This is a genomic window from Streptomyces sp. NRRL S-495, assembly GCF_000966955.1.
Classification (GTDB): domain Bacteria; phylum Actinomycetota; class Actinomycetes; order Streptomycetales; family Streptomycetaceae; genus Kitasatospora; species Kitasatospora purpeofusca.
Window position 1 is genome coordinate 1 of sequence record NZ_JZWY01000903.1, and the last position, 2,229, is coordinate 2,229.

The window sequence follows — 2,229 nt, forward strand, 5'->3', positions numbered from 1 at the left end:
ACCAGGTGTCGTGCCCGACGCAGAGCCAGGTCTCGGCGATACTGAAGACGCTGATGGCCGTGCCCTGGAGCACGGGAACCTCGCCGTCGCGGGGCAACGCCGCCAGGACCTCGGGGAGGGCCGGGTCCGCCACCACGCCCTGCAGGAAGATGCGGGCGACGTCCATGATCTGCCGGGCGTTTCGGCTCTCGACGGCCGCCAGCAGGTCGTAGCCGCGCCGGACGAAGACCCGCTGCTCGGCAAGCGTGAAGCGGTCGGTCTGCGACAGGCCCAGGTAGCTCAGGATCCGGGCGGTGGTGACCGGGGCGTTGTCGCCCACCTCCGCCAGGGCGGTCACGATCTCCTGCTCGCCCGCCAGGTCTCCGACCTGGTAGATCAGCAGCGCCCCGAGGCTCGTCCTGATCCGGCCGCGCACCTCCTCCGGCAGACCGGCCACGGTCAGGATCCGGCGCAGGATCCTGACCGTGGTGGCGGCCTCGGTGCCGACCGAGGCCGTGTAGGACAGGGCCCAGGCGGCATGGGCAAGTTCCCGCGGGGTGAGGTCGGGCTGCTCGATGATCTCGTTCAGCAGCGCGGCGGCGGTACCCGTGTCGCCGACCGCGGTGGCCTGGTCGGCCGCGGCCCGGGCGCGGGGCAGCCAGGCCTCCCGGTCACCCAGCGCACGGGTGTGGTGGGCGATCTGCACCAGCGGCGGCGGATCCTGGGCCAGCAGCACGTCCAGGACACGGCGGTGCGCGCGGTTGCGGACCGGCCCCGGCAGGGCGTCGTACACCGCCTCCTGGGCCAGGACGTGCGCGAATCCGTAGGTGTCCGGACCGACCTGCCGCAGCACCGCGGCGTCGAGCGCCTCCAGCAGTGCCGCGTCGCCCCGCTCCTCGTCCAGCCCGGCGGCCTCGGCGAGCAGCACGGCTCCTGCCGGAACGGTCAGTACGGCCGAGGCACCGACCAGGGCCGCCGCGTCGGGGCCGAGCCGCCCGGTCCGTTCCGCCAGAACCTCGCCGAGGCTGCGGGGCACCCGCAGGGCCGCCGGGTCCGCCCCGCCCGGTGAACGCGCGAGGCTGATCAGGTCCTCCTCGATCACCAGTGGCAGTCCCCCGCTGCGCTCCAGCAGGGTCCGCACCAGGGCCGGCGCCGGATCGCCGCCCAGCGCCTCCCGCGCCATCGCCCTCAGCTCCGCCTCACCCAGCGGACCGAGCCGGATCTCGACCCCGCCCGTGCCCGGCGGACGCCGGAACGGCACCCCCAGCACCGGCCGCCCGCCCGGCAGCTCCTCCCCCCGGTAGGTGAGCACCAGCGCGACGTCGCCCGGCATGTCCCGGGCCAGCAACAGGAGCAGTTCGCGGGTCGCCTCGTCCGCCCAGTGCACGTCCTCCACCACCAGCACCGCCGGCGCCACCGCCTCCAGCACCGTCCGCACCGCCGAGACCACCCAGAACCGTCCTGATCCGGACACCGAGACCTCCGGCGGCAGGCCGGGCGGCGGCTTCGGCAGCGCGCCGGCCAGGTCGGGCAGCAGCGGTGCCAGCACGCCCGCCGTGGCGCCCAGCCGCTCCACCGGTGGCAGCCACGGCCCGATCCGGCGCAGCGCGTCGATCACCGGCCCGTACGCCAGCGGCTCACGCAATGGATGGCACCCGCCCGCCAGCACCCGCAGACCCCGCGCGCGCAGCGCTACGGACGCCTCCGCGACCAGCCGGGACTTGCCGATCCCCGCCTCGCCCTCCACCAGCACCACCGCCGGACGTACCCCGGACACCGCGCCCAGCAGCGCGAGCATTTCGGCGTCCCGGCCCGCGAACGCGACGCCGTGCACGCCGAGGAAGGCGCTGCCGTCACCCTGGTGGTCCACAACCGGCTCCTCCTGTCCTGCCCGCGGCCTTCCCGGGGCAGGAGGGAACGCCGGCCTTCGTCGTCCACGGTAACCACCCCGGCACCGGGACGCCGGGGCGACCGGGGGGGGCGGCCTGCCGTCGGGCGCGCGGGTGGGCCGTTCGGGGGGCGGCCTGGCTACGGGCGCCGGCAGGTCGGGCGGGCGCCCGGTCCCTCCAGAGCCGCGCGGGTCTGATCGCCGTACTCCCCTCGGTCACGTTCCGCGCCCCGGATGCCGGCCGCGCGCTGGAAGGCCGCGAGGAAATCCGCGGTCGCGGCGTCGAACTGCCCCGGGCGGTACGGGACGTTGTCCCGCACGCAGTTCGCCCGGAGGAGGCGGTCCTGCAGCCTTTCCACGTC

The 2,229-nt window shown here is 75.7% G+C and carries 1 protein-coding gene and 1 pseudogene; both read right to left on the reverse strand.

The features are described 5' to 3' along the window. A partial coding sequence (locus tag VR45_RS50315; protein WP_159394477.1) for an AAA family ATPase occupies window positions 1–1,849 on the reverse strand: 1,849 nt, incomplete at its 3' end. A gap of 158 nt (window positions 1,850–2,007) precedes the next feature. Continuing rightward, window positions 2,008–2,229: pseudogene (locus VR45_RS35980) on the reverse strand (peptidoglycan-binding protein); the annotation flags it as partial.